This is a genomic window from Bombella saccharophila (assembly GCF_026385475.1).
Taxonomy (GTDB): domain Bacteria; phylum Pseudomonadota; class Alphaproteobacteria; order Acetobacterales; family Acetobacteraceae; genus Bombella; species Bombella saccharophila.
The window spans coordinates 350,941-376,054 of record NZ_JANIDW010000002.1; the positions used below are offsets into that span (position 1 = coordinate 350,941).

Sequence of the window (25,114 nt, forward strand, 5' to 3'; positions counted from 1 at the left end):
AATATGCCCTATCATTTAAGGCGCAGTGGGGGCAGAAGGGGAGACATCATGCTCCGTGCGGCTATCATCTAGCGCGTATCCTGCCGAGCGTACGGTCCTGATAAGGTCTGCCTCCCCCGGCTCATTTAGGGCCTTCCGTAAGCGGCGGATATGGACATCCACCGTCCGGAGTTCCACATGAACATTGGCTCCCCAAATGCGCTCTAATAAGAGTTCGCGGGAAAAGACTTTACGGGGTTGGCGGATGAGTATCTCTAAGAGGCGATATTCCGTTGGCCCTAAGGTGATGACGCGGCCAGCGCGTGTGACGTGGTGATTTTCTGGCTCTAAGAGTAAGGGGCCGAAACTGATCTGGTCTTGGCTAGGGCGAGCGCGGCGTAATAAGGCGCGGAGGCGGGCGTCTAACTTATCAGCACTGCATGGCTTAGTGAGGTAAGCATCCGCCCCATGATCAAGCCCATTAATAAGATCTTGCTCCTCCGTTCGTGCAGTGAGGAATAAGATAGGCAGGTCCTTTAAACCCGGCTTCTGCCTTATGATGCGGCATAATTCTAAGCCGGAGAGGCCGGGCATCATCCAGTCCAGAAGGGCAACATCCGGCTTTGTCCCCTCCAGGAAGGCGAGAGCTTGTTCCGCATCTGCAACAGTATGAACCTGATAACCACGTTGCTGCAAGCTATGTTCAAGCAATAGGCGCAGGGCGGCATCATCCTCTACAACGAGGACAAAGCCTTTAGTGGTATTTGTAGCCGGTGGAGCAGGCATCATGGGGTGCTGGCCTCTTGCTCTGTGGCGATGCTCTGTGCTGCATGGCCGTGCGGTCGGGCTGTGGGCGGTGGTAACGTACCTGTTGCGATGAAGATGATGCGCTCGGCTATATCAGTTATGTGGTCTCCTATCCGCTCTAGGTTTCTAATAATGAATAAAAGGGAGATATAAAAGCGTAGCGCACGGGGCTGTTGGGTCATGCGCTCCAGATAATTATGGGTCATGGTAGCGCAATATTCATCCACACGATGATCAGCCTGCCAAACAGAATGAGCCGCCGTTGCATCTTGATGCTCTAAAGCGTCCATCACACGGCGGAGATGCTCGAGGACCATGCGACCAATTTCACTCAAAGCGAGCCGGTCATGAGGGGGGATGGGCTGCTCCATCTGTTCTAGCCGCCGTGCGATGGAGCGCGCATAATCGCCAACGCGCTCTAATGTGCCAGCCATGGGGATGTTAGCGACAATCTCACGCAAATCTGCGGCCATAGGGCCATGGAGAGCGAGGAGGCGGATGGCTTGTGTTTCTACCTCATGCTCTAAGGCATCAATGGCTTTATCATGATGAATGACTTGGGAGATGGCTTGTGCATCGGTCTCGGTAAAAGCGGTGAGGATAAGCGATAATTGATGTTCCACAAGGCCGCCCATCTCCTCCATAAAAGAGCGTAGGCGGCGGAGGTCCTCCCCATAACGTTGTACAATATGTTGGCCTTGTTGCGGCATAGCCTCTCCCTTTTGCCGCGATACTAGCCTAATTCTGTAAGAGCGGGAACAGGCCGCAAGAGGTGGAGAAACCACCAATAACATCCTGTTTTCTGCCGTTTTTGTGAAGATGTTTTGATAATTAACACAGTTGTCATAAATTTTTCATCAAAAGAGGCGGCGGTTAATAAGCTTGATTATTAAGGCTGTGTTGTAGCCATGTCTCCTCAGCTTTACTTAAGGGGCTATTACGGCGGACTGCGAGTGAGATAGTGATGCGGAGGGTAGGGTCTTGTAAGGGGCAGCAATAAAGCCCGTCATGTTGGATAGGATTATGAAAAGCAGCGGGAAGGATAGTGATGCCAACACCCGCCTGCACCATGGTTAGTAAGAGCGATGTATCGCTTGTCCGCCCCGTAACCTGCGGTGTGACCCCGTGAGAGGCAAAGGCTTCTGAGATAAATTGGTTAATTTTGAAATCCTCATTCATGAGGACAAATTTTTCCTCTAAAATATCGGTGAAGGAACATATAGGCCGGCCTGCAAGCGGGTGTGTGTCCGCCATGAGCAAGCATAGCTCCTCCTCTGCAAAAGCGATGGTGTGTAATTGCTTATTATGGATAGGCTCTATGAGTGCAGCGATATAGGTATGATGACCTAGAAGCTGTGTTACGATCCTGTCGGAAGGGTATTCCTCAATTGTGAGCACGACCTCTGAGTATAAGCTGCAAAATTGCCGGATGATAGGGCGGAAATAGATAGCCCCAAGGATAGGCGGGAGGGCTAAATGGACAGTCCCTTTTAAGGGGCCGGATTCATCAGCCATAGCCCGTTGAAGATTCTGTTCTGCCTCTAAGAGACGTTCTGCATGGAGGAAAAAGGTCTTGCCTTTGTCGGTAAGGGTGATGGCTTTATGTGTCCGGTCAAAAAGGCGCACATCTAATTTATTCTCTAAAGAGCGGATGCCCATGCTGAGGGAGGGCTGGCTGATATGCAGCACATCACTTGCACGGCTGAAATTGCCTTGCGTGGCCACGACCATGAAATAATGAAGCTCACGGAGGGTGAGTTGGGGGTAAGGCATCGAGCATGTCTTTGGGGTGCCGGGTGATTATGCCTTCCCGATTAATGATGCCATTACCGCGCGGAAAGATATGCGCTGGGTTGGATGCTCTAACGAGTTGAATGCCGCTTATGCTGCTGATGGTTATGCGCATGTGCGGGGGATTGCCGCCCTTAACCAAGTACAGTGTTGGGGAGTTGAGTGCCATTAACGGCGTTGCCGGGGCATATGCGGAGCATCTATCGGTTATCCATCTGGTTGGGCTTCCCGAACGCGCTGTGATGGATGAAAAACGGCTCGTGCATCATACGTTAGGCAATGGTCAGTTCATGGCGTTTCATGATGCAGCGGCTCATATTGTGTGCGCTCAGACGATTTTAGATGGCCAGAATTGCGTGCAGGAGGTGGAGCGTGTCCTTGCTGCATTGCATAGAGAGCGGCGGCCTATTTATATCGGTATTCCCTCCGATGCGGCTCATGATGAAGTGGCCATGGTGGAGGGGCATAACCCCCCTCGCGCCCAGCCGAACACGGCACAAGCCGAGCATGTGGCCAAGCGTATTATCGCTCAGCTTGAGCAGAGCAAAACGCCATGTGTTTTACCGGGTATTCTTACCGCTCGTTTTGGCGGCCAAGAGGCCATGCAACAGTTTTTAAAACGCTCCGGCCTGCCTTACGCTACGATGTATATGGATAAAGGCGTGGTGGATGAGCAGGATGCCGGTTTTATAGGGATGTATAGCGGGCATCTCGTCCAGGAGGCTGTTGCTCATTTTGTGGAGCAAGCGGATCTTGTCCTCACATTGGGTGCCGAGATGACGGATTTTAACACCGGGACATTCACGCAGAACTTGAATCCGGAGCGTGTTATTAGTGTCATGCCGCATGAGGTGCGCTTTGGTGATGGTGCGGTTTATGCAGTCGCCTTGGTAGAGGTTATGGAAGCCCTTGCCGCGTTAGCGGGGACCCTGCCTGCCTATACGGGGCCGGGTTATTGGGGGACGGAATTTGCCCCCCAGCAGGCTGATGAAGGCGATGATGGGGCTATTCGGACTCACACGCTATATTCCGCTGTGAAGGATCATCTCCGGGCGGGGGATATTGTGGTGAGTGAAACCGGGACCATAGCCATGGGTATGGGGTTTATCCGCTTACCAGAGGGTGTACGCTATGAGGAGCAAAGTTTATGGGGGGCCATTGGTTGGGCCACACCCGCTGCTTTTGGTATGGCTATGGCAGCCCCGCATAAACGGGTTATCTTGTTGACAGGGGAGGGGTCTCATCAGCTTACAGAACAAGCTGTTGGTGAGTTTGCCCGCTTTGGCTGCCATCCTCTCATTTTGGTGCTTAATAATGATGGCTATCTAATTGAGCGTCTGCTCTGTGATGATGGGGAGCGTTATTATAACGATGTTGCCAGCTGGGATTATACCGCTCTAGCCCGTGCCTTTGGTGGGAAAGACTGGCATTGCGAACGTGTCAGCACGCCCAAGGCTTTGCGACAGGCGCTTGCAGCGGCAACACCGGGGCAAGGGGCCTACCTAGAGGTCATAGCCCCCCGTTATGATGCCCCCATGATGGCAGAAGCTATGGGGAAGAAGCAGTAAGGCAGTAAAGTCCTCCCAAGCTGGCCAAGCTGGGCCTCTTCTTATGAAAGGGAGAGGCCCTTTTTATAGGGCTTGTGACATATACTAAGCGGGCATAAACGCTAGCATAGCGAATGCCATTATTATGAGATGATTTAGTTTTTAAGGAAGATGATAGAGCGATTGGCGTCCCGTACGGGATTCGAACCCGTGTTGCCGCCGTGAGAGGGCGGTGTCCTAGGCCTCTAGACGAACGGGACTAAAGGCGTGAGCCTCCTCTAAAAGAAAGAGTACAGAAGCGCAAGGGGGCAGATGTGCTTTTTTACGAAACTATTGCAGAGATTATAAAAAAAGCCCCACGAAGGAGCTTTTTATCTTGGATGATGGAGAGAGGTTTAACCCTTCTTAGGCGGGCAGAGTATGGGGCCAAGTTTTTGACCGCCGAGCAAATGAACATGAAAATGCGGAACTTCCTGCCCACTATCAGGGCCAGAATTGCTGATGAGGCGAAAGCCGCTGGGGATGAGGGATTGCTCGGCTGTGATTTTATCCACCAATTTCCAGAAATCGAGAATCTCTTCATCACTCGCGCGGGAGGTGAAGTCATGCAGGTCGGTATAGGCCCCACGTGGCACGACTAAAACATGGATCGGTGTTGCAGGGGAGATGTCGTAAAAAGCAAAAGAATGCTTGCTATCGCAGACGCGCTCGGCTGGGATTTCCCCACGCAGGATTTTGGCAAAAACATTGTTGGAGTCGTAAGCAGGATTGGCGGTCGGCATAAGATTAGGTCCTCCTCTTCACCCTATAATGATTGAGGAACTGGGTGGGGGTAAGTCAAGAGGGCATAGGGCAACCCACCCATGCCTTGCTTTTTAGAAGGTCTCTTTCGGGCGGGAGGCTTTTTCCTCAATACCGCTCGTACCTTCCCGGCGTGTTAACTCCTCCCAGACATCGGCAGGGGCAACGCCAGCATCTACCCACATCACAATGAGGTGGTAGAGTACATCCGCACTCTCACTAATGAGGCTCTCACGTGTGCCGCCAATGGCTTCAATAACGCATTCAACGGCTTCTTCCCCAAATTTTTGAGCAATCTTGCTTCGCCCACGGGCCATAAGACGGGCCGAATGGCTGACAGAAGGTGAAGCCCCCTTGCGGGCCATGATGGTGTGATAAAGTCGCTCCAACACTTCGTTACGGGTGGGGAGTGCTGTGGTATCAGTGGGGGCGGTTTGTTTTTTGTCTTTGTTCATTCTGTATCTCCCCAAAGCTGTTAGCGGCCAAGCCGAACAGGCAGATGCGCCTTGTGTAAGGCCTGCTTGACCTCGTTAATTTTAAATTGACCGAAATGGAACACACTCGCGGCGAGAAGTCCACTCGCACCAGCCTGCGCCCCTTCGACAAAATGAGTAAGTTCCCCTACCCCGCCAGAGGCAATAACGGGGATGCAGACACGCTGGCACACAGCGCGGAGGAGGTCTAAATCAAAGCCAGAGCGTGTGCCGTCACGATCCATACTGGTAAGGAGGATTTCCCCCGCCCCACGCTCTGCCATTTGTTCAGCCCAAGTGAGGGCATCTAACCCTGTAGGCTCGCGCCCACCTTTGGCATAAACCTCCCAACCACCCCGGCTATTGCTGCGGGCATCGATAGCGACAACAACGCATTGGCTGCCAAAGCGTTCGGCTGCTTCATTGATGAAATGGGGCGTACGAATCGCAGCGGAATTAATAGCGCATTTATCAGCCCCGCTGAGGAGGAGCTTACGCATATCCCCACAGCTTCGCACCCCGCCCCCAACTGTAAGGGGGAGCTGGACTTCGGCGGCTGTGCGCTCGACAACATCAAAGATGGTTTCACGGTTATCAGAGCTTGCCGTGATGTCCAAAAAGGTTAGCTCATCCGCCCCGGCAGCATCATAAAGGCGTGCTTGCTCGACAGGGTCGCCAGCATCACGGAGGGAGACAAAATTAACCCCTTTGACAACACGGCCATCACAAACATCAAGGCAGGGGATGACGCGTAGCTTTAGCATGTCCCCTCCAACACCTGTAAGGCGTCTGGGAGGGAGAGGCGTCCATCATAAAGGGCGCGGCCAACAATCACCCCCGTAATGCCCGGTGTCTCTTCAGCAGCACGGCGTAAGGCGCGGAGATGCTCTAACGTGCCAACCCCGCCACTGGCGATGATGGGGATGGAAACATGTCGCGCTAAGGCCGCTGTTTGCTCAATATCAAGCCCTTCTAACATGCCATCACGAGTAATCTCGGTGAAGATGATAGCCGCAACCCCGGCATCCTCCATATGGCGGGCGAGGTCTGTCGTGGTAAGTTCGGAGACTTCTGCCCAGCCTTCTGTAGCAACACGGCCTTGGCGGGCATCAATCCCTGCAACAATCCGGCCGGGCCATGCGCGGGCTGCTTGGCGGACGAGGTCTGGGTCTTTTACCGCGGCAGACCCAAGAATAACCCGGCTCACACCGGCCTCTAACCAGCGTTCGATTGTTTTCATATCGCGTAACCCCCCACCAAGCTGCACGGGAAGGGAGGTATTGGCGATAATGCCCTCAACGGCATCTATATTGGCGGAGCGGCCAGCAAAAGCACCATCTAAATCCACAATATGGAGATGGCGGCAGCCAGCGGCCTCAAAAAGTTTGGCTTGTGCTGGAGGGTCATCTGAATAATGGGTGGCATCATTCATCGCGCCTTGGCGCAGGCGCACACACGCCCCGCCTTTAAGATCAATCGCAGGATAGAGGGTTAGCCCTGTAGAGGTAGGCGTAGGGGCCTGTGGCGTGTGATGAGGCATAGTTGTGGCTCCCCCTGCTGCTTGCCATTGGACGGCATTTTCCTCAGGGACAAGAAGTTTGGAGAAGAATAATCCGCGCACTGTCCGGTCTCCGATGCGTGCAAAATAGGGGTGGGTACCCCAATGGGTGAAGCCCAATGAGGTGAGTAGGGCGATAGCGTCGGGTAGAGTTTCCCGCACGCGGCAGTCTAACACTTTTGCACCACCAATGCGCGCACGCGCGATGACTTTGTGGAGGAGTAGCGTGCCGAGCCCTTTATTACGCTCATAAGGGACAATGAAAAAGGCCGTAACGGTGGCACTAGCTCCGTAAAGCTCGGAGCGAGCAGTAGCATGGGCTAAAATAGCGGCCCCACAAATGCTGTTATCGGGGGCTCGGACGATAAATAAATCCCGTTCTGGGACCATCAATAAGCCTTCAAAAAAACGGCGTAACACTCCGGTTTCTGGTGGGGTATGCCAGTTAAAGACGCCTTCATTTAAAATAGCGGCCGTTGTGCTTTCTATGAGGCTGTCCAGGTCATCTTCATTAATGCTGCCGTGCAGGTGCTCTGCTTGGTAATGTTCAGGAGGGGTAGATAGTGGCATATTATATCACCCAACCTGCCAGAGGAGGAAATTACCAAGAATGGTCAGCCCAACCTCTTGGCTTTTCTCGACATGGAATTGCGTACCACAACGATTCCCCTTCGCTACGATGGCAGGTATAGTCATGCCGTAATCCGCTGTGGCGATGACTTCATCCTCATGGGCTTCTTTTAGAGCGTAGGAATGGACAAAATAGCCATGCTCCCCCGGCTGCAACCCTTCTGTCAGGGGGTGGGCACCGGGGGTGAAGCTAAGGGTGTTCCACCCCATATGAGGGAGCTGCAATCCCGCTTTTGCGCTCTCATCCATAGGGGCGATATGCCCATCAATCCAGCCTAGGCCTTCTGTACGGCCATGTTCTAGCCCATAGCGAGCCATGAGCTGCATCCCCACACAAATGCCCAAAAAGGGTGTGCCTTCCGCTGTGGCTTTCTCCAATAAGGGGCGGAGATTGCCGGTATTCAGCCCATGAGCGCAATTTGCAAACGCCCCTTGCCCAGGTAGGATGAGCCGGTCCGCGCTGAGGATGTCCGCTTCCTCACGGCTGATGAGGATATCGGCCTTAATCCCTCGCAGAGCTGCGGCGCGGCGGGCAGCTTGTGCAGCGGAGGCCAGATTGCCGCCATTATAGTCGATTACGACAACGCGCATGAACCCTTCCCCTTAGCCTACGAGATACTAGCTTTTCTTTCAGGCAAGTGAGGGCGGGAAAGCAAGCAAAAATTCTATAAGGTTTTTTTATAATACACCTTTTGTAGAGGGGATGCGCCCTGCACTGCGCGGGTCACGGGCTAAGGCCATGCGGAGGGCACGGGCAAAAGCTTTAAAGGCACTCTCGGCAATATGGTGGGCATTGGTCCCTGCACGGCCATTCATATGGACGGTAATGCGCGCTGCCATACAGAGGGCGCGGAAGAACTCCTCCACCATTTCGGTTGCCATTGTGCCAATCATCTCGCGGGGGAAGGTGAGGTTCCACGCAAGGAAGGGCCGGCCAGAAATATCGACGACCGCTTCGCACAAGGCTTCATCAAGCGGGACGAGGGCAAAGCCAAAGCGTTCGATTCCTCGTTTATCGCCAAGGGCACGATGAATGGCCTCCCCTAAGGTGATGCCGACATCCTCAATGGTGTGGTGGTCATCAATATGCAGGTCCCCTTTGACGCGCACCTCAAGGTCTAACCCACCATGACGGGCAAGGGCCTCTAACATATGGTCAAAAAAGCCAATCCCAGTCTGGATGGAGCTTTTCCCTTTTCCATCGAGGGAGAGTGAGAGGGCGATGTCTGTCTCGTTTGTGTGACGATTCAGCGTAGCGGTGCGGGGTGTCTGTGTTGTCATGCGTCCTAATTATACCAGTTTCGGGCGTAATCCAAACTTGCTTATCGCGCTCGTCTGGGGGAGAGTGTTTTGTATCTGATATTCTTATGACGATGGAGAGGGTTAATATCATGACACAGGCTATATCTGATTCGCCTCTCTCTGCGCTATTGGGGCGGTCCTCCACGGGGGACCTTGTCGCACCTGCCCCAGAAGGCGATGTGTTGATGCGTATTTTATCCGCAGGTCTTTGCGCGCCTGACCACGGCCATTTATGCCCGTGGCGTTATATTGTCATCACCGGGGCGGAACGGCCCGCTTTTGCTGCGCATGTGGTGGAGGCTGTCGCTCGGCAAGAGCCTGATGCGCCGGAGAAAAAACGTGAGAAACGCCGCAAGCGTTTTAGCGAAACCCCCATGATTATTGCCCTGGGGATGCATATACGCCCTAAACATAAAGTCCCTGTCATAGAGCAAGAAATGGCCGTGGCAGCTGGAGCTATGAATGTACTGAATGCCTTGCATATGGAGGGCTTTGGTGGGGTATGGATTAGCGGGGCTTTTTGTGAGGACCGCCCCTTACTCCGTCACTTAGGGTTGAAGAAGCCGCATCGTCTGGCAGGCTTCTTATTAGTCGGTACGCCAGAAAAACCTGGCAAGCTTCATAAACGGCCTGATATTGCTGATTATATGGCGATATGGGAGGCGGAACATCCTGTTACATTCCGGGCGGATGAGGAGTCGCATTAAGGTGAGCGTGATGCAGCAGACTGTAATGAGCGATGTTGTTATTGCAGGCGGTGGCCCTGCGGGCTTAGCCGCAGCTTTATCCTTCGCGCGGGAGGGCTGGGCCGTGCATGTGGTGGAGCCTGCCCCTCATACAGTGCTGGCGTCCCCTGCCTTTGATGGGCGTGAAATCGCCCTCACTCATCATACCGTTCATTGGTTGAAGCAATATGGTGTGTGGGAGGAGATTCCTGCTGAGGCAATTTGTCCCTTAGATGTTGCGCGGGTGGAGAGTGGCAGCCTTGGTGGCCCACCCTTAATCTTCCATGCCCCTCAACAATCTGAAGCAACCCCAGAGGGTGAGCCGCTGGGCTATCTTGTGGCTAATCATTTGATTCGCCGTGCGCTTTATCATGTTGTACGGCGCACAGCGGGCATTACGCTTTGCTGTCAGGAGCGTGTAGCGGGCTATCACACCACGCGTGAGGCCGCACATATTCAGCTTGCTAGCGGGGGGACTATACAAGCGCGGCTTTTAGTGGGAGCGGATGGGCGGTTCTCAGCCGTGCGCGAGATGGCCGGGATTGGGGCTATCGTGCATGATTTTGGCATGAGCATCCTTGTCTGCCGGATGCGACATCTCACACCGCATGACAATACCGCCTTGCAATGGTTCTCTGAGAAGCAAACCATCGCTTTGCTGCCTGTTGCATCAGATGGCGGGATGGGGGATGTGTCCTCTCTGGTCTTGACCCTCCCGCCCGATGAGATTGCCCGCCTCCGCAGCGCGGCGGATGAGGCGTTTAACGCAGAAATCACCCAACGTACGGATGAGCGGCTCGGCCTTTTGCGTGTTGTGAGTGACCGCATCACCTACCCCCTTAAAGCGGTTTATGCGCACCGTTTCCACGGGCCGCGTGTGGCTTTGATTGGTGATGCCGCTGTGGGGATGCACCCTATTACCGCGCATGGCTTCAATTTTGGGATTCGCGGGCAAGAATGTTTGGTGCAGGAGTTGAGCGCAGGCTCTGGTGACCCGGGTGAGGCAGCAGCGTTGCGGCGGTTTGAGCAACGGCATCGCCGGGCGACCTTCCCGCTCTTTACCGCAACAAACGCGATTGCTGTGGCCTATACGCGTGATGATGGGCCTTTTCCTCTCGCGCGCCGGGCGGGGTTGATGCTGGCTAACCGTCTCACCCCCTTTAAGCGGGTCGTAACGCGGATGCTTATGGACCCTATATAGGGGGATTAGAGCTTATAATTCTGCAAGAAAGCGTCCATCTGCTCATGATGCGCTATGGCATGGATGCGGCGATGAGGGGCTGTATGAGCCGTGCCATCCTCTAGCGGGAGTAGTACGTCTAAGGAGCGTGCTAGTAAGGCGAGGGGTGCGGTGGCCTCCGCTCGACCATAAAGGCGGTCGCCTATGATAGGGGTTCCTAATGCGGCACAATGCACCCGTGCTTGGTGCGTTTTGCCTGTATGGAGGGTGAGTTCAAGCAGGCTTGTGCTGCCATCATGGGCTAAAACCCGCCATGATGTACGAGCAAGTGCCGCAGCCTTTGTGCCCTCATGGGGGGCTTCACAAACCATCTTCCAACCTTGTTGAGGGGAGGAGACGCGCTTTATAGCGGTGGTGAGGCTACCTGTTGGCTCTGTTGGTTTGCCAGAGACTAACGCCCAATAATGTTTGGTGGTTTGATGGGTGGCAAAGGCCTTTTGTGCAGCAATTAAAGCCGTTTTGCGGAGGGCTACCAGCAAACAGCCCGCTGTATCAGTATCTAAACGATGGACGAGCCATGGCCCTCCACGTTTTTGCGGCGTGAGGCGGCTCTCCACACTATCGCGCGTTTGTGGCCCGGGGTGAACGGCTAGACCTGCGGGCTTATTGATGACGATAAAATGCCGGTCCTCCCATAAGAGGGGTAAGGCGCACCCGGGGCGGAAAAGGGGAGGAGGAGCCATAGGTTAGGCATCATCCTCATCATCATAATCAGCGGTGAGAGACTCCTTGCTTGCGAGGACATCACGTTTGCCCACATGGTTTGCAGCACTGATGATGCCTTCGCGCTCCATTTGGTCGATGATATTAGCGGCGCGATTATACCCAATGCGGAGATGGCGTTGGACAAAGCTCGTGGAGGCCCGTTGCGCGCGGATGACAAGCTCCGTTGCTTGCTCATAAAGGGCGGCGTCTTGGTCATCATCTGTAGCGCGATTCCCCTTGCTGGGGGCTTGCTCTTCTTCATCCGTCTCATCAGCGAGGACTTCCGTATTATAAACGGGTGCCCCTTTGGAGCGAAGGTCCGCCACCACAGCTTCAACCTCTTCATCGCTGATGAACGGCCCATGCACGCGGGTAATACGCGCACCGCCTTGCATGAAGAGCATATCCCCACGGCCGAGGAGCTGCTCTGCTCCTTGTTCACCTAGGATGGTTCGGCTGTCATATTTATTGGTAACTTGGAAGGAAATACGCGTTGGGAAGTTCGCTTTAATTGTCCCTGTGATGACATCAACAGAGGGCCGTTGCGTTGCCATGATGACATGCACACCCGCCGCACGGGCCTTTTGGGCCAGCCGGAGGACGGAGGCTTCAATCTCTTTACCGGCAACCATCATCAAATCGGCCATTTCATCAATGACGATGACGATATAAGGCAGATGCTCAAGGGGGAGGCGATGCTCATCAAAAACGGGATGGCCCGTCTCTGGGTCATAGCCGGTTTGGATGCGCCGTGTTGGGGTTTCCCCTGTCGCTTTAAGATGACGGATGCGGTCATTATAGCTGCTGATATTACGTACCCCGTGGTCCGCCATAAGCCGATAGCGGCGGTCCATCTCTTGCACAGCCCATTTGAGGGCACTGACGGCTTTAGGCGGCTCCGTTACAACTGGGGTCATCAAATGAGGGATACCCTCATAGATGGAAAGCTCTAGGATTTTCGGGTCAATGAGGATGAGGCGGCAATGCTCTGGGCTTAGCCGGTAAAGTAGTGAGAGGATCATCGCATTAATCCCCACCGATTTACCAGAGCCTGTCGTCCCAGCCACAAGGAGATGAGGCATCCGGGCGAGGTCTGCAAAAATAGGCTCCCCAGCAATATCTTTCCCTAAAGCGAGGGGTAGTTTACCGCGATGCTCCTTCCAGGCGGAGGAGAGAAGAAGTTCGGGGAAATAGACCGTCTCACGCGTAGCGTTGGGGACTTCTATCCCAATGACATTACGCCCCGGTACAGTGGCAATGCGGACGCTCAATACCGCAAGCGTGCGGGCAATATCATCGGCTAAGCCAATCACGCGGGAGGAGCGTATGCCGGGGGCTGGCTCTAGCTCATAAAGCGTGACAACAGGCCCGGCGCGGTAATCTGTGATGGTCCCTTGTACGCCATAATCATCAAGCACCTTTTCCAGCATTTGCGCATTAGCTTGTAAGGCTTCGTCAGAAGGCCCAGTCTCATTATGGTCTGGCAATGGGTTGAGGAGGCTGACAGCAGGAGGAAGCCATGTTGAGGGTGCCGTCATACCCGTTATAGGGGCATGAGGGGCCGCAGAGGGCTGCGATGGTACAGGAACCGACCCGTTGAATGAGGGTGAGGCATGACCAGCAAGGGGGGCGGTGGGGGTTATAAGGGGTTCCGCTGCTTTATGACTGTCTGGCACAGAGGTAAAAGATGTTGCTACAGGCTGTGTAGGATGAGGCGGCATTGTTACATGATGGGTAATATCCTCTAGCTCATGGGCCTCATGCAGCTTTTGGGCTTGTTGTGTCCGGCCGGGGTCATGGCGAATATGAGCAAGCATCCGCGCATAGGGGTTGTCGGCCTCTTCTGCATCGGGTGTGGGGTCTGCCTCAGTCTGTGGTGTGGGGGATGCCGCAGGGGGGTGTTGTGGTTGGGCTGAGAGTGGTTTTTGCCACGGGGCGACATTATGCGGAGGCGGAGCCTCTGCTTGGCGGTTAAGATTACGAATAATAAAGCCAGATGGACGCAACCCGCTGCCTGCTGCAGGACGGCTATAACGGACTGGCCCCCCGGCTGTGGAGGGATAAGCTGTTTGTGGTGTGGTATTTGTTACAGGTTTGCGCGCGCGTAGTAATGCTTGGACTGGTACCATAATAACGGCGCTTAATCCCTTAGCGAGGGACCGCCACTCCCGCCCACTTAGCCCCATGGTTAAAGGGCACAGGACAGCCAGTAGAATTAAAGAGAGAAAAAGGGCAAAAATCCCCCCCATACTGCCTGTTTCTTGCGTGGTTAGAGCAAGGAGTTTACGTGCAAAAAAGACACCACTCTCCCCGCCTAAGCCGCTATTGGTTGGCCATGGGACATCACATCCTGGTAGGGTAAGTTGGAGCAGCCCTACTATCATGGCCATTGTAGGTAAGAAGATGATTGCCGCTGCAAGTCGTAAAAGAGGCAAGCCTAAATGGTGATAGCGTAAGAGCTGCCATGTCCATGCCAATAGGATCAGCACGGGAAGGATGCTCGCAAGCCCGAGAAGTTGTGTTAGGGCATCGGCAATCGTTGCACCGAAACGGCCGAGCAAATTGGTCGGCTCTGTGCCTGTTGCTGTGTTGAAGGAAGGATCGTGTGGGTTAAAGCTGAAGAGTGAGGCGGCAATAGCAAGAGCCATGATGAGCAAAATAACGCCCAGCATTTCCATCATACGTGCCGAGAGAATGCGCGAGAGAGGAGATTCATGCCATGTGGGGATCTCAACATCCTCTGGTGCCATAGCTCCGAGCGGTGGCTCAATTGTACTGTTGGTCCCCCGCATAGAGGGTGGCAGTAGAGAGCGTAATTTGGTCGATAACTGGAAGCGAGAAAGCACAGGGGCGGATCCTCTGGCGGGGCTATAGGCATGATTAAGGCGGTGATGATAGCGTATTTTGCGTGATTCTGAAATGATGAACGCAGTTCGTTTATAATGTGAGGGGCGAACGCGCTCCTGTTACGCTATTATCATGCCGCCAAATATGTATGCTCGCCGCCCCGAAGCTTCGTTGTGCAAGCAGCGGGGGCGGTGGTGCGGTGAGGCTGGGTAAAAGATGGGCATGGAAGGGCTGGAAAGGCTCTTCTGGCTCTTTGCCATCCGGGGTGAGGGGCACACTTTCCGTCTCTGCGATAATGAGGGCCCCATCAGCTACCCATCCAGCACGCCATAAAGCCCGCAATCCCTTTTGCACCAAGCCTTTATGATAAGGCGGGTCGAGGAAAATGAGCGTATGAGGCTGCGGGGCCTTAGGCGGGCGTGTTACATCACAATGGCGCAGCCTTGCGCGTTGTGTCATGCCGCAGGCTTGGAGGTTATGTTGTAAGGCTGCAATGCCGGGGCGGCTACCTTCCATAAAGGTAGCAAATTGTGCCCCGCGGGAGAGAGCTTCCAACCCCAGCGCACCAGTACCGGCAAAACTATCCAACACAATGGCTTGCTCTAAAGCATCGCGACCAAACCACGGGGCGTGCATGAGCATATCAAATAAGGTCTGCCGCGCGCGCTGGGCTGTCGGGCGGGTCGTAAGGCCGGGCGGTGCTTGTAGGCGGCGATTACGGGCTGTACCAGCGATGATTCTCATCACCTTAGGACCGTGCCTTCTTTGGCTTTAAGGAGGGGATTTGGTCTATCAGCGTTTTATGAGCTACTTCTTCAAGCTCATGCGGCTTGAGATTGCCAAGAGCAAACGGGCCATAAGAGAGGCGGATGAGCCGGCTGACATGGAGGTTCATCCCCATCATCACCTTACGAATCTCACGGTTCTTCCCCTCGCGGAGGCTTACGGTCAGCCAGGAATTATCCCCTTTGGTAGAATCCAGCGTAGCGTCAATAGGGCCATAATGCACACCCTCTATTACACAGCCTTTAGCAAGGGCTTGGAGTTTCTTTTCATCCACAAGGCCAAAGACGCGTACCCGATAACGGCGTATCCATTGGCGGGAGGGGAGTTCTAACTCACGGGCGAGGCTACCATCATTGGTGAGGAGCAATAACCCTTCGGAGTTCAGGTCCAACCGCCCCACGCTGACAACACGCGGCATAGCTTTGGGGAGGGAGGCAAAAACAGTGCGGCGGTCCTCAGGGTCATGATGCGTGGTCACTAACCCCGCTGGCTTGTGGTAACGCCATAGGCGCGTCCGTTGAGGCGGGTCTATCGGTTTGCCATCAACACAAACATGGTCATGGGGAAGGATGAAGGTAGCCGGATGGGTCACGGGCTTACCATCAAGGGTAATGCGTCCTTCCTCAATCATACGCTCAATATCACGGCGGCTCGCTACACCACGGCGGGCTAGGGCCTTAGCAATACGCTCGCCACGTTGCGTTGAGGGGGGAGAGGAGAGGTCGTCAGTCATATTATGCGACATACCGCGCTGAGCCTTTTCTTGGCAATCCATTTACAGCAGGATAAAGCAGCTTTACAGCCATTATTATCCTCATTCTCCGTATGATAAGCGATGAGCCAAGCCAAGATGCCCCCTGTGCAGGTTATGACCATAAGCCAAGCGATGTACCATGCCCTTACTTTAGCGGAGGAGGCGGCTCGTGCGGGGGAGGTGCCCGTAGGGGCGGTGGTGCTGGATGAACAAGGCCAGATGCTCGCGGCGGCGCGCAATCGTGTGGAAGAAGATTGTGATGCCAGTGCCCATGCCGAGCTATTAGCTATGAGAGAGGCCGCGCAATATTGTGGTTCCTCTCGTCTGGCGGATTGTACCGTGATTGTGACGTTAGAGCCTTGCCCGATGTGCGCTGCGGCGATGAGCCATTTTCGTATTCGGCGGCTCGTATATGGTGCGTATGACCCTAAGGGAGGGGCAGTGGATCACGGGGCACGGCACTTTCAACAGCCCGGCTGTTTGCACCGGCCAGCAGAGATTATTAGCGGGCTGCAAGAGCGTAAGGCAGCGGCCCAATTAAGAGCCTTCTTCCAAGCTTTACGATAATTGTGTGCTTACCCCAGTAAAGCGCGGCAAATTCCCGTAACGATAATGCCGCAAAGCATAGTGGGCAGGAGGGAAAAACGCGTTGCGGCTAACATGGTGGCAACAAGGCCCAGTAATTCTGCTGGACGACCAGCGGCAAAACTAGGAGCCAGAACAGCGACCAACACACAACCGGGGATGAGGTCCATAATCGCCGTAGCGCGTGGGGAGAGGGACCGCCCAGCAAGGAGAAAATAGCCCGAAATACGCGTGAGATAGGTCACAAAAGCCATAGCGAGAATGGCGATGAAAGCGGAGAGATGGATGGTCATGCCTCTTCTTGCTCCTTACCTACGACTAGGAAGGTCATGCCAATGCCCGCTAATGTGCCAAGGGGAACATACCATGCACCGGGTATGAGACGATAAGCCAGTACAGCAACAACGAGGCTCATAGCCCAAGGCATAGCATTGCGTGCACCCCGCCACATGCCCTTAAGGAGCATAATAAAAACAGCGGGGAAGGCCATATCTATACCATAGCGTGTTAGGTCCCCTAGCAGATTACCCGTACGTGCGCCGATAAAGGTAAAAATCACCCAACAGAGGTAAAGGCAGACTGTAATACCAATATAAAATCCAGGGCTGAATCGCTTATTAGTACGGCTTTGAAGGTCTGTGAGTGTTAGAGCCCAAACCTCATCACAGAGGAAGAAAAGAAGGATGCAGACTTTCCAACGAGGGAGATGCCGCAGATAGGGCGTTAAGGCCGCTCCCATGAGGATATGACGGCTATTGATGAGGAATGTCACACTCGCCAGGAGCATAATCGCTGGGGGGATAGACCATAACCCCACCGCTGCAAACTCAGAGCCTCCCGCAAAATTAAGCCCCGTCAATAAAGGGACTTCTAAGGCGGAGAATCCCTGTTGGACAGCCTGGCTCCCAAGGAGGAGGCCAAAGGGAATAAAAGCGATGAGGAGCGGTAGGGAGGCCTTCACACCGCGGATAAATTCCGTGCGGAATGACCCTAGCTCAGGAGGAGAAGATGAGGTCTGCATAAAGGGGAGTGTAAAAGTCTGTCGTTTAATCAGCAAGAGGTGAACTATAGAGAGGCCTGCCTTACATATCTTTTAGATACTACTTTCTTGCAGAATAGGTCACTCCATCCCTATTTTAATGAACAACTTGTGTTGATGTACTGTTTCATTGATGAGTGTTAGGACGACCCTTTCATGATGATGCCTTCTCGTTTTTCTTTGGCTTGTCTGGTTGCATTGCCGGTAATGGGGCTGGCAGGTGCGTCTTTACCTGCTATGGCGCAGACGGCTCCTATCCGCCCGCAGATGTCTGGTGGGCAGGGCATTCCAGATTTCGTGCAAATCGTAAAGCAAGTAAAGCCAGCAGTGGTCTCCATCACGGCGCGTATTCGTGAAGGGATGGATGATGACGATAATAGTGAGATGAATGGAGGAGGAAATGGTCCGCAAGGATTTTCCTTCCCTTTCCCGTTTCCGTTTCAGATGATGCCAGGGATGCCTGCTAATCGCACGGTAGAGGCACGTGGTTCAGGGTTTATCATCTCTGCTGATGGGTACATCGTTACAAATAACCATGTGATTAACGGGGCTACGAAGGTCACGGTTAAATTAGATGATGGCACTGCGTTGCCTGCTAAAGTCATCGGTCATGATGCTAAGACAGATATCGCTTTGTTACGCGTTAAAGCAGATCATCTCCCTTATGTAGAGCTTGGTAACTCTGATGATGTACAGCCAGGGCAATGGGTTGTTGCTGTTGGCAACCCTTATGGCCTTGGGGGTACAGTAACAGCGGGCATTATCTCTGCCCTAGGCCGTGACCTCCATTCTGGTGCGTATAATGATTTTATTCAGGTTGATGCGCCTATCAATCGTGGTAATTCCGGCGGCCCGCTCATTACGTTAGATGGGAAGGTGATTGGCGTAAACTCCATGATTATGTCGCCAAATGGGGGCGGCTCGATCGGTATTGGCTTTGCGATTCCTTCTGCTACGGTGCGTGCTGTGGTGGATCAGCTACGGGCAACGGGCCATGTTGTGCGGGGCTTTATTGGGGTAGAGACGCAAGACATCACACCCACAATGGCCCGTGCCCTTGGGTTAAATGGTGACCATCCGGGGGCTCCGGCTCATGGGGCATTGGTGGCGAATCTCATCAAAGGTGGCCCAGCGGATAAGGCTGGGTTAAAGAGCGGCGATGTCGTCCTCGCTTTGAATGGTCATGATGTCCATAGCGCGCATGACCTCGCTGTGAAGGTGGTCTCTTTAACGCCGGGTTCACAGGGAACATTCAGCATTTTGCGTGATGGTAAGCCACAGAGCGTGACGATCACCATCGGTAATCAAACACGCAACGGGCAAGAGGGGAGTGATGGTAGCACGAATGCTGAGGCCCCATCTGGCAAGCTTGGCCTCGCTTTGGGGGTTCTAACACCGCGTATCCGGCAGGAGTTGGGGTTGGATGATAGTGTGCAAGGCTGTGTTGTAGCCGATGTTACACAAGGCAGCCCCGCGGACCATGCCGGGATTCGCCCCGGTGATATTATCGTGGCTGTGGGTAATCAGCTCACCGCTAATCCTCATGCTGTAGTGGCCTTGGTGCAAAAGGCCCTTAAACAACACCAGCCTCCTTTGCTGCGTATCCTCCGGGACGGACAACAACTCTTTGTCGCTGTTTCCCCTGATGGAGCAGCTGATGGTGATGATGATAGTGATGGCGATACCCCCTAAGGGGGGTAGGCTATGTGCCAGCCTCAGCTTACGAGGCTGGTTAGCAAAGCATCAACATCCTCAGGGCGTGTGTAGAAGCTTGTGACAAAACGGACGAGCTTGCCCGGCACGCCCTGCGGCGTAGGATAGGTATAAAACTGATAGCCCTCCTCGCGGAGGGAGTCGAGTTGAGGCTCCGGCAGCACAACGAATATTTCGTTACTTTCTGTTGCAAAAGGGAGATGCGCCGCAGGGTGTTTATGCAAGCCATGGAGCAGCCTTTGGCACATAATATTGGCGTGGCGACAATTCTCTAACCAGACGTCATTATCGATCAAAGCGAGTAATTGTGCTGCGAGGAAGCGTTGCTTCGACCAAGAATGACCGCTGCGTTTAATACGATGAGCCATACTAGCGACCATCGGGCGCGTCCGTTCATTGAGGAAGAAGATAATCGCCTCAGCAGCCATCGCGCCAGCTTTTGTGCCACCAAAACTTAAAACATCAATCCCTGCTTGCCATGTGGTCTCAGCAGGTGTGCAATCAAGAAAAGCAATCGCATTGCCCAAGCGAGAGCCATCCATATGGACTGTTAACCCATATTCATGCGCGATGCTGGCGAGTTGAGTAATGGTCTTGCAAGGATAAGTCGTGCCCCACTCTGTCGCTTGGGTGAGGGAGAGTGCCGCAAAAGGCGGAGCAAGGACGCCCTTTTCGCGATTATGTTGTAGAACGGGGGGCAGGGCTTGGGGGTCCATCCGGCCCTCTGGGGAGGGAATCCCAATAAGCTTTGCCCCTTGTGTGAAGAACTCCGGCGCGCCGCCTTCCTCTGTGTTGATATGCGCACTTTGGTCGCATAATACAGCCCCATAAGGTGGCACCATGGCTGAGAGCGCGAGGGAGTTTGTAGCGGTCCCCGTGGCAACGGGAAAAACTGCAACTTCCGCCCCAAAAACCTCACCAAAACGTTGGTTTAAGGTAAGAGAGAGCGTATCATGGCCATAGGAGGGAACATTGCCCACATTAGCATCAGCGATGGCCTGCATGACAGCGGGGCAGGCGGGGGTTACATTATCGCTGGCAAAGTTTTTGCGTATATCATCACGCACGGGGGTATTCCTTCATCCTTATATGAGAGGGGGCCTCTTTAAGTTTCTGTCTCTAGCGGAAAGAACGGGGCTTGTCATGTCTTGTCCAATAAGCATAGAGAGGCGGGATTATGGGTTTGGCGGAGATTATGAGCATGACAGCACCAACATCTACCGAGCAGTCAGGCAGAACAGCTAAGTTAATTGATGGCAAGGCGATGGCCGCGCAGATGACAACGGAGATTCGTCAGCAGGTGGAACAGCTTGTCGAGCAAGGGCACGAGCTTCCCGGCCTTGCTGTTGTCCTTGTGGGTAATGACCCCGCCTCGGAAGTTTATGTGAAGAATAAGGCCATCCAAACCCATCGCGCGGGGATGAAATCCTTCATGCAGATGATGCCCGAAAGCACCTCGCAGGAGGAGCTTTTGGCTTTAATCAAGGAGCTGAATGAGAATCCTAAGGTAGATGGGATTCTTGTCCAGTTGCCTCTACCGCCCCAAATTGATGCCGCTACGGTCACCAATGCCATTCATCCTGATAAAGATGTAGATGGACTAGGTGAGGTGAATACTGGGCGGCTGGCCTTGGGGATGAATAACGGCATTGTTCCCTGCACACCGCTGGGCTGTCTCAAATTGCTTCAGTCTGTTCATAAAGATATGACGGGCTTACATGCCGTTATTATCGGGGCGTCTAATTTGGTGGGACGGCCCATGGCGCAGCTTCTCCTTAGAGAGAATTGTACCGTTACGGTAGCGCATATTCACACACGCGAGATTGAGAAAATCGCGCGCGAGGCAGATATTCTCGTTGTAGCAACGGGGAAAGCTGGGCTGGTGAAGGGCAGTTGGATTAAACCGGGGGCAACGGTGATTGATGTCGGCATTACCCGCATCCAAACTCCGGAGGGCAAAAGCCGCCTCGTAGGGGATGTTGTGTTTGAGGATGCGTGTCAGGTAGCAGGTCATATCACCCCCGTGCCGGGTGGTGTAGGGCCGATGACGATTGCGTGTCTTTTGCATAATACCTTCCTAACAGCGAGTCGTCATAAGGTGAATCCTGCGGATTAACCCCGTATTTTCACCTGCTTTTGTGACGTAATAACGTATGAGAGAGAACAATCTCTTGATTGTTCTATAAGGATGGTATATCGCCTTCCTAGTTAGAATGACCGACTGGTCATTTTCTTTTTAGCATATTCGTACAATCTGGCACGGCTTTGGTGAGGGAGCCCATCTAGGCCGCCATGCCAGTTTCATTGATATTTGAGGGCATTATGGCGCAGTCCGATACACAGTCTGACACTCACTCTGCGGTACAACAGGATGCAGGCGAGCAGCAGACGAAGGCGGAGCAGGGGAAAACAGCTCCTAAGCCGTTTAAGGATCGCGGAGCGCGGAAGATTCTTTTTGGCCTTATTTTAGGCATGGCCGTATTAGGCACCGGGCTTTACCTGTTTTTTAACCGCAATCATGTGGAAACGGACGATGCTTATGTAACAGGGCGTAAAATCTCCATTGCAGCTCATGTGAGCGGGTATGTGGAGCATCTTTATGTGGATGATAACCAGTTTGTTCATAAAGGGGATTTGTTAGCGCAGATTGATGGGCGGGATTATATCGCCCAGCTTCATCAAGCCGAGGCGGCCGTAGCACAGGCGCAAGCGGATATGATGTCCTATAATCTGGCTTATGCTGTTGCACAGAAGAACTTCCCCGGTCAGTTAATGGCCGCACAAGGGGCGTTGGATGATGCAAAAGCGCGGCTCTTTCGGGCGCAAACAGATTATACCCGCCAACATCGGGTTGAGCGTGCGGCAACAACCCAACAAGATATCGACTATGCCCGCGCAGCGTTGGATGAGGCCAAAGCAGCCGTCATCCAAGCGCAAGGTCAATTAACACAGGCCGAGCCGGTGGATGCCAATATCGGCAATGCTTATGCGCATTACAGCCAAGCCGAAGCCTCTCTTAAAGCAGCCCAAGCCCAATTAGAGCTTGCACGGCAGAATGTTGCTTGGATGGATATTCGCGCCCCGCGTGATGGTTGGGTCTCTCAACGTACCGTGGAGCAAGGTAATTTTGTGCAGATTGGCCAAGAGATGTTCTCCATCGTGGCAAAAGATGTGTGGATTGTCGCTAATTATAAAGAGACGCAACTTGCTGATATGCGACCGGGACAGAAGGCCGAGATCGAGGTTGATGCCTATCCGCAACTGCGTCTTAAAGGGCATGTGGATAGTATCCAAAAAGGCTCTGGGGAATCCTTTAGTGCCTTCCCACCGGAGAATGCGACCGGCAATTTTGTAAAGACGGTGCAGCGTATTCCCGTTAAGATTCTTATTGATGATGGGTTGGATGATAAGCTGCCCCTCTCCTTGGGGATGTCGGTTGAGCCAACTGTGTATGTGGGTGAGTGAGGCCCTCCATGGCTGAGCAATCCCCCCCTATCGACCATGATAGCTGGCGGCCACGCCATAACCCTTGGCTTGTGGCTGTCGTGGTCACCTTGGCCGCTTTTATGGAGGTGCTTGATACCACCATCGTAAATGTGGCTCTTCCGCATATTGCAGGCTCTTTAGGGAGTTCCTACGATGATGCCACATGGGCGCTGACCTCCTATCTTGTGGCCAATGGGATTGTGCTGACCATCTCAAGCTGGTTGTCAAAACGCTTTGGGCGGAAGCGTTATTTCCTCATCTGCGTGGCGATGTTCACCCTTTCCTCCTTTTTATGCGGGTTGTCGACCTCATTGCCTATGTTGGTGATTTTTCGCTTAATGCAGGGTTTCTTTGGGGGAGGGTTACAGCCAGTCCAACAAGCCATCATTTTGGATATTTTCCCACCGGAAAAACGTAGTGCTGCTTTTGGGCTAACAGCTCTGGCTATTGTGGTCGGGCCTGTCCTTGGTCCGCTTGTAGGTGGGTGGCTGACGGATACTTATTCATGGCGGTGGATTTTTTACGTTAATGTGCCCTTTGGGATTATTACCGTCATTGCTGTCATTGCTTTGGTGGAAGACCCGCCATGGCTCAAACCCACTAAAGAGCAGGTCGATGTTATTGGCATTAGCCTTATCTCATTAGGGTTGGGCTGTTTAGAGATTATGGCCGACCGTGGGGAGGATGATGATTGGTTTGGCTCATCCTTTATCACCACGATGGCTCTTATTGGGGGTATTTGTACGATTGGGGCCATTATTTGGTTGTTAAAGACTAAAAAGCCCCTCCTCCATCTTACTGTCTTGAAGGACCGTAACTTCGCCCTTGGGACCTTCATGATAGGCGCGGTAGGCGTGTTGCTTTACGCCTCGGCAGTGATTGTGCCGCAATTTGCCCAGCAGGTGCAGGGCTATACGGCTACCATTGCTGGTCAGCTCATGGCCCCGGGAGGTATGGCTGTGATGGTGCTTATCCCCTTTGTGGGGATGCTGATGAAGCATATGCAGGTGCGTTATATCATCGCACTAGGCTTCTTTTTCATGGCACTATCCTGCTTCTTTGCAGCAACCCTCTATGCGGATGTGGATTTCTGGTATCTGGTGCTATGCCGCGTGCGGCAAACGGCCCCGCTGGCATTTTTGTTCGTGCCCATTTCCACCATTGCCTATTCCACCCTCCCGCGCGAGTTGAATGGTGATGCATCGGCCTTATTCAGCATGGTGCGGAACTATTTTGGCTCACAGGCTATCTCTCTCTCCACAGCGGCTCTCACGGAGATGCGGCAGGTCCAACAAACTGATGTCTCCGCCCATGCGATTGCCGCGAAGCCAGAGTTCCGCGCTTATATTTTCCAGATGCAAAAGCTAGCTGAGGCGCATGGCCTGGCTCCCTTACGGGCTCATGCCTTTGCGATTACGCATATGTATCAGGACTTCCTAAAGCAAGTGGCGATGCTGGCTTATAATCAGCTCTTTAACGTGCTGGGGATTATGGCTTTGTGCGTGGTGCCTTTCTGCTTCCTGCTCTCCCCGATGAAAGGGAGTGGCCATAGTGGGGGAGGGCATTAATGATGCAGTCTCTCTTTTATAAGGGCCGCTTCATACAGCCCTCATGGTGCGTATATTTTGAGGAAATGGTCCGCTACCGCACTGGCGACACGGTTAATGCTCTTTGGGCTGCGATCAACCGGCAGGGACAAGCGCGTGCGTTGGACAATACGTGTCTGGCTCATCATCAAGAATTGCTCAGCGGCGAAAGCGGCATCATCAATCTTCAGCAAACCCGCCTCATGCTTGTGGGTAAACCATTCTGTAAGACTGCTCAGCGTGCGGGAGAAGCCATAATGCCAGAGCGTATCAGCCAGATGGGGGAACTCATTCGCCTCTGCGACAACAATGCGGTACAGCCCGATAGCCTCGTGGTCGGTCAGCAGTGTAATAATGGTCGATGCGGCTTGGATGAGGGCGGTACGCAAATCCGGTTGGGGGGTGCGGGATACCGCTTTGAGCGTATCAAGCCGTGTGCGGCTGCGTTCTTCAAAAAAGGCAGTGAACAAATCGGCTTTATTCTCAAAATGATTATAGAGCGAGCCTTTAGAGACCCCCGCCAGCTGCGCAATTTGGGACATGGAGGTCCGCTCATATCCTTGTTGGAGGAAAAGCTGCCCCGCACTGGTGAGGATTTGCTCACATTTACGGGGGGCATTTTTCCCCTTGTTCGGTACGGGGGGAGGTTGGGTGGTATCAAAGGCCGGTTTGGTAGGCTGTGTCATCACTTTAGGGGAGGGTTGTTCCTGCTCATAAAGGGGCATGATAAGCCGCGCGGGGGGAGGGGTCCATATAGGAG

Annotated in this window: 26 protein-coding genes and 1 tRNA gene; 9 read left to right on the forward strand and 18 right to left on the reverse strand. The window is 53.6% G+C overall.

Annotated features, from left to right (window positions below; genetic code table 11):
* Positions 1–15: 15 nt before the first annotated feature.
* From NQF64_RS05870 to NQF64_RS05880, 3 genes are all read right to left on the reverse strand, one after another.
* On the reverse strand, positions 16–768 hold the full coding sequence (locus tag NQF64_RS05870; RefSeq protein WP_266106791.1) for a response regulator: 753 nt from the start codon (positions 766–768) through the stop codon (positions 16–18).
* Positions 765–1,496: a phosphate signaling complex protein PhoU gene (gene phoU, locus NQF64_RS05875; RefSeq protein WP_155572692.1), complete on the reverse strand. Its 732-nt coding sequence runs from the start codon at positions 1,494–1,496 to the stop codon at positions 765–767. The genes NQF64_RS05870 and phoU overlap by 4 nt, the downstream gene beginning before the upstream one ends.
* Before the next feature lie 163 nt (positions 1,497–1,659).
* Positions 1,660–2,559 carry a LysR family transcriptional regulator gene (locus tag NQF64_RS05880; protein WP_266106792.1) on the reverse strand — a complete coding sequence of 300 codons (900 nt, stop codon included), beginning with the start codon at positions 2,557–2,559 and terminating at the stop codon, positions 1,660–1,662.
* A gap of 16 nt (positions 2,560–2,575) precedes the next feature.
* Here NQF64_RS05880 and NQF64_RS05885 point away from each other — a divergent pair, with 16 nt between their 5' ends.
* Together NQF64_RS05885 and NQF64_RS05890 are read left to right on the forward strand one after the other, a co-directional pair.
* Complete coding sequence (locus NQF64_RS05885) at positions 2,576–2,749, forward strand: thiamine pyrophosphate-binding protein (RefSeq protein ID WP_266106793.1); 174 nt, start codon at positions 2,576–2,578, stop codon at positions 2,747–2,749.
* On the forward strand, positions 2,736–4,145 hold the full coding sequence (locus tag NQF64_RS05890) for an alpha-keto acid decarboxylase family protein (RefSeq protein ID WP_266106794.1): 1,410 nt from the start codon (positions 2,736–2,738) through the stop codon (positions 4,143–4,145). Before NQF64_RS05885 ends, NQF64_RS05890 begins: the two co-directional genes overlap by 14 nt.
* 163 nt (positions 4,146–4,308) lie before the next feature.
* Here the strand turns inward: NQF64_RS05890 and NQF64_RS05895 are convergent.
* The 7 genes from NQF64_RS05895 to hisB all read right to left on the reverse strand — a co-directional run bounded on the left by NQF64_RS05895 (position 4,309) and on the right by hisB (position 8,867).
* Positions 4,309–4,384 (reverse strand) — tRNA-Glu (locus NQF64_RS05895).
* Positions 4,385–4,519: 135 nt separating this feature from the next.
* Positions 4,520–4,906: an HIT domain-containing protein gene (locus NQF64_RS05900; RefSeq protein ID WP_099026405.1), complete on the reverse strand. Its 387-nt coding sequence runs from the start codon at positions 4,904–4,906 to the stop codon at positions 4,520–4,522.
* 93 nt (positions 4,907–4,999) lie between these two features.
* Positions 5,000–5,380 carry a phosphoribosyl-ATP diphosphatase gene (locus tag NQF64_RS05905; protein WP_099026404.1) on the reverse strand — a complete coding sequence of 127 codons (381 nt, stop codon included), beginning with the start codon at positions 5,378–5,380 and terminating at the stop codon, positions 5,000–5,002.
* 20 nt (positions 5,381–5,400) lie between these two features.
* On the reverse strand, positions 5,401–6,162 hold the full coding sequence (hisF, locus tag NQF64_RS05910; RefSeq protein WP_266106795.1) for an imidazole glycerol phosphate synthase subunit HisF: 762 nt from the start codon (positions 6,160–6,162) through the stop codon (positions 5,401–5,403).
* Entirely contained in the window at positions 6,156–7,526 is a 1,371-nt protein-coding gene (gene hisA, locus NQF64_RS05915) for a 1-(5-phosphoribosyl)-5-[(5-phosphoribosylamino)methylideneamino]imidazole-4-carboxamide isomerase (RefSeq protein ID WP_266106796.1), read from the reverse strand. The genes hisF and hisA overlap by 7 nt, the downstream gene beginning before the upstream one ends.
* Positions 7,527–7,532: 6 nt before the next feature.
* The gene (gene hisH, locus NQF64_RS05920; protein WP_266106797.1) at positions 7,533–8,177 is read right to left on the reverse strand and encodes an imidazole glycerol phosphate synthase subunit HisH; all 645 of its coding nucleotides are present in this window, start codon (positions 8,175–8,177) and stop codon (positions 7,533–7,535) included.
* Positions 8,178–8,264: 87 nt separating this feature from the next.
* On the reverse strand, positions 8,265–8,867 hold the full coding sequence (gene hisB / locus NQF64_RS05925) for an imidazoleglycerol-phosphate dehydratase HisB (RefSeq protein WP_266106798.1): 603 nt from the start codon (positions 8,865–8,867) through the stop codon (positions 8,265–8,267).
* Positions 8,868–8,977: 110 nt separating this feature from the next.
* Between hisB and NQF64_RS05930 the strand changes: the two genes are divergently transcribed.
* Positions 8,978–9,595, forward strand: a complete 618-nt coding sequence (locus tag NQF64_RS05930; RefSeq protein WP_266106799.1) for a nitroreductase family protein — start codon at positions 8,978–8,980, stop codon at positions 9,593–9,595.
* A 10-nt stretch (positions 9,596–9,605) separates the two neighbouring features.
* Complete coding sequence (gene ubiM / locus NQF64_RS05935; RefSeq protein WP_266106800.1) at positions 9,606–10,814, forward strand: 5-demethoxyubiquinol-8 5-hydroxylase UbiM; 1,209 nt, start codon at positions 9,606–9,608, stop codon at positions 10,812–10,814.
* A 5-nt stretch (positions 10,815–10,819) separates the two neighbouring features.
* On the opposite strand, the gene NQF64_RS05940 is transcribed toward ubiM, so the two are convergent.
* The 4 genes from NQF64_RS05940 to NQF64_RS05955 form a co-directional block, all read right to left on the reverse strand.
* Entirely contained in the window at positions 10,820–11,536 is a 717-nt protein-coding gene (locus NQF64_RS05940; RefSeq protein ID WP_266106801.1) for an RluA family pseudouridine synthase, read from the reverse strand.
* 3 nt (positions 11,537–11,539) lie between these two features.
* Positions 11,540–14,404, reverse strand: a complete 2,865-nt coding sequence (locus tag NQF64_RS05945) for a DNA translocase FtsK 4TM domain-containing protein (protein WP_407651815.1) — start codon at positions 14,402–14,404, stop codon at positions 11,540–11,542.
* Positions 14,405–14,495: 91 nt separating this feature from the next.
* Positions 14,496–15,149 carry an RsmD family RNA methyltransferase gene (locus NQF64_RS05950; RefSeq protein WP_266106831.1) on the reverse strand — a complete coding sequence of 218 codons (654 nt, stop codon included), beginning with the start codon at positions 15,147–15,149 and terminating at the stop codon, positions 14,496–14,498.
* 4 nt (positions 15,150–15,153) lie between these two features.
* The gene (locus NQF64_RS05955; RefSeq protein WP_099026674.1) at positions 15,154–15,924 is read right to left on the reverse strand and encodes a pseudouridine synthase; all 771 of its coding nucleotides are present in this window, start codon (positions 15,922–15,924) and stop codon (positions 15,154–15,156) included.
* 102 nt (positions 15,925–16,026) lie between these two features.
* On the opposite strand from NQF64_RS05955, the gene NQF64_RS05960 reads away from it, so the two are divergent.
* Positions 16,027–16,512 carry a nucleoside deaminase gene (locus NQF64_RS05960; protein ID WP_407651816.1) on the forward strand — a complete coding sequence of 162 codons (486 nt, stop codon included), beginning with the start codon at positions 16,027–16,029 and terminating at the stop codon, positions 16,510–16,512.
* A gap of 8 nt (positions 16,513–16,520) precedes the next feature.
* Here the strand turns inward: NQF64_RS05960 and NQF64_RS05965 are convergent, their stop codons facing one another.
* On the reverse strand, positions 16,521–16,823 hold the full coding sequence (locus NQF64_RS05965; RefSeq protein WP_099026396.1) for an AzlD family protein: 303 nt from the start codon (positions 16,821–16,823) through the stop codon (positions 16,521–16,523).
* Positions 16,820–17,551: an AzlC family ABC transporter permease gene (locus NQF64_RS05970; protein WP_099026395.1), complete on the reverse strand. Its 732-nt coding sequence runs from the start codon at positions 17,549–17,551 to the stop codon at positions 16,820–16,822. The genes NQF64_RS05965 and NQF64_RS05970 overlap by 4 nt, the downstream gene beginning before the upstream one ends.
* A 180-nt stretch (positions 17,552–17,731) precedes the next feature.
* Here NQF64_RS05970 and NQF64_RS05975 point away from each other — a divergent pair, with 180 nt between their 5' ends.
* A complete protein-coding gene (locus tag NQF64_RS05975) occupies positions 17,732–19,261 on the forward strand; it encodes a Do family serine endopeptidase (RefSeq protein WP_099026672.1) in 1,530 nt (509 codons plus the stop codon).
* A gap of 23 nt (positions 19,262–19,284) precedes the next feature.
* Here NQF64_RS05975 and NQF64_RS05980 read toward each other — a convergent pair whose 3' ends face one another.
* Positions 19,285–20,349, reverse strand: a complete 1,065-nt coding sequence (locus NQF64_RS05980) for a threonine aldolase family protein (protein ID WP_266106802.1) — start codon at positions 20,347–20,349, stop codon at positions 19,285–19,287.
* Between the two features lie 128 nt (positions 20,350–20,477).
* Between NQF64_RS05980 and folD the strand changes: the two genes are divergently transcribed.
* The 3 genes from folD to NQF64_RS05995 all read left to right on the forward strand — a co-directional run bounded on the left by folD (position 20,478) and on the right by NQF64_RS05995 (position 24,336).
* Positions 20,478–21,398, forward strand: coding sequence for a bifunctional methylenetetrahydrofolate dehydrogenase/methenyltetrahydrofolate cyclohydrolase FolD (gene folD / locus NQF64_RS05985; RefSeq protein ID WP_407651817.1), 921 nt, complete (start codon positions 20,478–20,480; stop codon positions 21,396–21,398).
* Between the two features lie 206 nt (positions 21,399–21,604).
* On the forward strand, positions 21,605–22,747 hold the full coding sequence (locus NQF64_RS05990; RefSeq protein ID WP_099026393.1) for an HlyD family secretion protein: 1,143 nt from the start codon (positions 21,605–21,607) through the stop codon (positions 22,745–22,747).
* Between the two features lie 8 nt (positions 22,748–22,755).
* Positions 22,756–24,336 carry a DHA2 family efflux MFS transporter permease subunit gene (locus NQF64_RS05995; RefSeq protein WP_099026392.1) on the forward strand — a complete coding sequence of 527 codons (1,581 nt, stop codon included), beginning with the start codon at positions 22,756–22,758 and terminating at the stop codon, positions 24,334–24,336.
* 41 nt (positions 24,337–24,377) lie between these two features.
* Here the strand turns inward: NQF64_RS05995 and NQF64_RS06000 are convergent, their stop codons facing one another.
* The gene (locus tag NQF64_RS06000; RefSeq protein WP_266106803.1) at positions 24,378–25,040 is read right to left on the reverse strand and encodes a TetR/AcrR family transcriptional regulator C-terminal domain-containing protein; all 663 of its coding nucleotides are present in this window, start codon (positions 25,038–25,040) and stop codon (positions 24,378–24,380) included.
* Positions 25,041–25,114: the final 74 nt, after the last annotated feature.

Bases quoted from the DNA above. Each gene is read 5' to 3' on its own strand.
- NQF64_RS05870 (WP_266106791.1), bottom strand. From the start codon at position 768: ATGATGCCTGCTCCACCGGCTACAAATACCACTAAAGGCTTTGTCCTC.
- phoU (WP_155572692.1), bottom strand. From the start codon at position 1,496: ATGCCGCAACAAGGCCAACATATTGTACAACGTTATGGGGAGGACCTC.
- NQF64_RS05880 (WP_266106792.1), bottom strand. From the start codon at position 2,559: ATGCCTTACCCCCAACTCACCCTCCGTGAGCTTCATTATTTCATGGTC.
- NQF64_RS05900 (WP_099026405.1), bottom strand. From the start codon at position 4,906: ATGCCGACCGCCAATCCTGCTTACGACTCCAACAATGTTTTTGCCAAA.
- NQF64_RS05905 (WP_099026404.1), bottom strand. From the start codon at position 5,380: ATGAACAAAGACAAAAAACAAACCGCCCCCACTGATACCACAGCACTC.
- hisF (WP_266106795.1), bottom strand. From the start codon at position 6,162: ATGCTAAAGCTACGCGTCATCCCCTGCCTTGATGTTTGTGATGGCCGT.
- hisA (WP_266106796.1), bottom strand. From the start codon at position 7,526: ATGCCACTATCTACCCCTCCTGAACATTACCAAGCAGAGCACCTGCAC.
- hisH (WP_266106797.1), bottom strand. From the start codon at position 8,177: ATGCGCGTTGTCGTAATCGACTATAATGGCGGCAATCTGGCCTCCGCT.
- hisB (WP_266106798.1), bottom strand. From the start codon at position 8,867: ATGACAACACAGACACCCCGCACCGCTACGCTGAATCGTCACACAAAC.
- NQF64_RS05930 (WP_266106799.1), top strand. From the start codon at position 8,978: ATGACACAGGCTATATCTGATTCGCCTCTCTCTGCGCTATTGGGGCGG.
- ubiM (WP_266106800.1), top strand. From the start codon at position 9,606: ATGCAGCAGACTGTAATGAGCGATGTTGTTATTGCAGGCGGTGGCCCT.
- NQF64_RS05940 (WP_266106801.1), bottom strand. From the start codon at position 11,536: ATGGCTCCTCCTCCCCTTTTCCGCCCCGGGTGCGCCTTACCCCTCTTA.
- NQF64_RS05950 (WP_266106831.1), bottom strand. From the start codon at position 15,149: ATGAGAATCATCGCTGGTACAGCCCGTAATCGCCGCCTACAAGCACCG.
- NQF64_RS05955 (WP_099026674.1), bottom strand. From the start codon at position 15,924: ATGACTGACGACCTCTCCTCTCCCCCCTCAACGCAACGTGGCGAGCGT.
- NQF64_RS05960 (WP_407651816.1), top strand. From the start codon at position 16,027: ATGAGCCAAGCCAAGATGCCCCCTGTGCAGGTTATGACCATAAGCCAA.
- NQF64_RS05965 (WP_099026396.1), bottom strand. From the start codon at position 16,823: ATGACCATCCATCTCTCCGCTTTCATCGCCATTCTCGCTATGGCTTTT.
- NQF64_RS05970 (WP_099026395.1), bottom strand. From the start codon at position 17,551: ATGCAGACCTCATCTTCTCCTCCTGAGCTAGGGTCATTCCGCACGGAA.
- NQF64_RS05975 (WP_099026672.1), top strand. From the start codon at position 17,732: ATGCCTTCTCGTTTTTCTTTGGCTTGTCTGGTTGCATTGCCGGTAATG.
- folD (WP_407651817.1), top strand. From the start codon at position 20,478: ATGAGCATGACAGCACCAACATCTACCGAGCAGTCAGGCAGAACAGCT.
- NQF64_RS05990 (WP_099026393.1), top strand. From the start codon at position 21,605: ATGGCGCAGTCCGATACACAGTCTGACACTCACTCTGCGGTACAACAG.
- NQF64_RS05995 (WP_099026392.1), top strand. From the start codon at position 22,756: ATGGCTGAGCAATCCCCCCCTATCGACCATGATAGCTGGCGGCCACGC.
- NQF64_RS06000 (WP_266106803.1), bottom strand. From the start codon at position 25,040: ATGACACAGCCTACCAAACCGGCCTTTGATACCACCCAACCTCCCCCC.